This window comes from uncultured Clostridium sp. (assembly GCF_937920395.1).
Lineage (GTDB): Bacteria > Bacillota > Clostridia > Clostridiales > Clostridiaceae > Clostridium_AD.
Window position 1 is genome coordinate 1 of the sequence record NZ_CALEVF010000266.1, and the last position, 3,068, is coordinate 3,068.

The 3,068-nt window shown below is 29.2% G+C and carries 2 protein-coding genes; both read right to left on the minus strand.

What is annotated here, in order from left to right; translation table 11 throughout:
- Window positions 1–274: 274 nt before the first annotated feature.
- Window positions 275–2,464 (minus strand): UvrD-helicase domain-containing protein, encoded by a 2,190-nt coding sequence (locus Q0649_RS17005; protein ID WP_298844812.1) that lies wholly within the window; start codon window positions 2,462–2,464, stop codon window positions 275–277.
- An 88-nt stretch (window positions 2,465–2,552) separates the two neighbouring features.
- A partial coding sequence (locus Q0649_RS17010; protein WP_298844818.1) for an enolase C-terminal domain-like protein occupies window positions 2,553–3,068 on the minus strand: 516 nt, incomplete at its 5' end.

A 3,068-nucleotide genomic window follows, 5' to 3' on the forward strand; every position in this document is an offset into this window, starting at 1 on the left:
TCGCTAAGTAATTCTAATATTTATTTTATTTACAGATGCTAAAAAATACAAACTCGCTATCGCTCAAACATGTATTTTTCTAGACGCATCTTCAAATAAAATAAATAAAGAATTACTAAAGCTTGTTCAAATGCATTTTACGTGATATATCCTTTTGTTAACATCCTCTAAGAAAACTATTATGTATACTAGAATTATTACTTACAAAGGTAATAATCAATTTTTGTCATATTCTTAGTCGGCAGGCTACGCCTTTAAACCTTTTGGGCAACTTTTAAAAGTTTTTCTTAATTACTTGGAGTTCATGTAACGCTCTAGTTGCCATCACATACCTAAGTTTATCTTCTTGCTTATATTGAGTTTGACCATTGTCTGCTTTGTGCTCACTATCATCCTTAGGCTCATCTAATACCATAATTACTGCATCAAATTCTAGTCCTTTAGCAAAATATGATGGTAACACTACAATTCCACTATGATACACGTCATTTTCCTTATCTATAATCTTAATGTTTGCATTCCCATTAATTAGATCAAATATATTTTCTGATTCTTTTATATCTTTACATATGATCGCAATGTTTTCATAAGTCTTATTTTGAAAATCATCAATTTTGCCGAGTACAAATTTTTTAAATTCATCTCTACTTGAAATTAATATTTCTTTAACTTCTTCACCATTTCTTACTATTGGGACAATGGGGTCTGCGTCTAAATATTTATTAGCATACTCCATGATTTCTTTTGTAGATCTATAACTAGTATTTAATCTAAATTCCTGAACATTACAACTTGGAAGTATATTTTTTAAATCAAGCATAGGTAGTTCTCCATCAAATGGTATTAATCTTTGATTGCTATCCCCAACTATAGTTAAAGAACTACACCCAGTTAATTCCTTTATGACTAAAAACTGAAGTTCATTATAATCCTGTGCTTCATCTATTACTACATGTTTTATTTGCTCAGATGTTTTTGTTCCTTCAAGCTTAATCTTGAAATATAATATACCGCCTAAATCATTTTCAGTTAATCTTTTATTTCCATTAATATTGTTATATAATTCAACACAGTTTCCGTTATCGAGCCAAGTAAGGCTTCTTTTTAACAGAAGTACTTGTTTTATAACTTCACGGATATTAAGTCTTCTATTAAAATCAAAATCATTTGTTTTTAAGTCCTTTTCCTCTGCAGATAAAGCAAAAATAATCTTTTCATATTCCTTTTGTATCACTCTAACTTTTTCATCTCTAGCATCATTAATTTTAGAATAAATAATTCTTCTAATTTTTTTACTTCTTCTAAATAAAGGCATAGTTTTATAATCATTGTTAAACATTTCTTTAATATCGTCTTTAGATATTATTAACTCATCCATAAAAATTAAATCTTCTGCTTTAAAATATTCATTATCCAATTTTTCTACAGCACTATCGATAAAGTTCTTATAATCTATAGAATTTTTATATGTTATGTCCTTTGCAAATTTCTTTTCTCCACTAAGTACTTTTTCCATATATTCCTTTAGACTCATTACTTCTTTAAGTTCTAAAATATCAAAAGCAAAATCTCTAAATGTTGTTTGCTTAACCCCTGATTCACCAAGGCTTGGTAATACTGTTGATATATATTCTATAAATACATTATTAGGTCCTAATATCAAAACCTTATCTTCAAGTATTTTTCTATAATTATAAAGTAAATATGCAACCCTATGAAGTGCAATAGTAGTTTTCCCACTACCTGCAACGCCATCAACTACAATAGTTTTAGTTCTTGGTTGTCTTATTAAATCATCCTGTTCCTTTTGTATTGTCATTATTATATCTTTGAGCTTTTCATTTGCATTACCACTAAGTACCATTTGAAGTATCTCATCTTTTATATCTAGTGCTGAATTAAACATACCTGTTAGTTTTTCTTTCTTTATTATGTATTGTCTTTTAGCTAAAATATTCACAGCTATTTTTTCTTTTGGTGCATCATAAAACGCTTCCCCTAGAGCCCCAGTATAAAATAGAGATGCAACAGGAGCTCTCCAATCTACTACTAAAGGTTCATAAATATTATCTTGCGTAACTCCAAATCTTCCTACGTACATTTTATTTATTCCATAATCTTCTTCAGAGAAATCTATTCTTCCAAAATAAGGAGAGCTTTTAAGTGCCGTTAGCTCCTTAAGTCTTCTATCAATAGTTTTAAACGCCTCTTCTTTTACGTATATCTCATGATCAAAATACTCTATTACCATATCTTCATCATCTCTATAGTCTTCAATTACTTTTTTTCTATATTCTAAAATATATTTTGTAATTTCCTTTCTCTTCTCAATATATTTTAAAATTTCTTCACTAATGATATCAACAACAGACTTTAATTTTTTTTCTTCTATATTAAATTCTAGCTTCTTTTTTAATTCTACTTCCACGGAACTTGCCTCTATATCATGTTCATTATTATTCAAAACTAGCACCTCATTTCTTGTTTTTTTTAAAGTAATCAAATCTAAAACAAATAATATATTACACACTATTTATTTTCTCTTACTCCTCTTATATCAAAGAAATTTCATTCCATCCAATGATTTCTGAAATACCAAGACCCGGAGCATCGTTAATAGTTATAGTGTTACCTTCTACAGCTGCACCACCAACTATTGCACACTTATCAAAGAACAACATAGTATCTAAATCAGCTTTAACCAAGTTAGACTTTGATGCAGCAAAACTAGCTGCTGCTGTTATGCCTATTCTATTTTCTAACATACATCCCATCATGCATCTTATACCCATATTTTCTGCCATGTTATATATCTTTATTGCATTATTGATACCTCCACATTTCATAAGTTTTATGCTTATGAGATCTGCGGCTCTTTTTTCTATTATCTTAAAAGCATCTGATGGTCCAAAAACTGCTTCGTCTGCAAGAATCTTTGTTGAAACATTGTCTGTAACATATTTTAGTCCATCTATATCCCAGGCATTAACTGGCTGCTCGACAAACTCAATATCAAGCCCCATATCTTCAAATTTTCTAATTATACTTACAGCTTCCTTAGGTCTCCA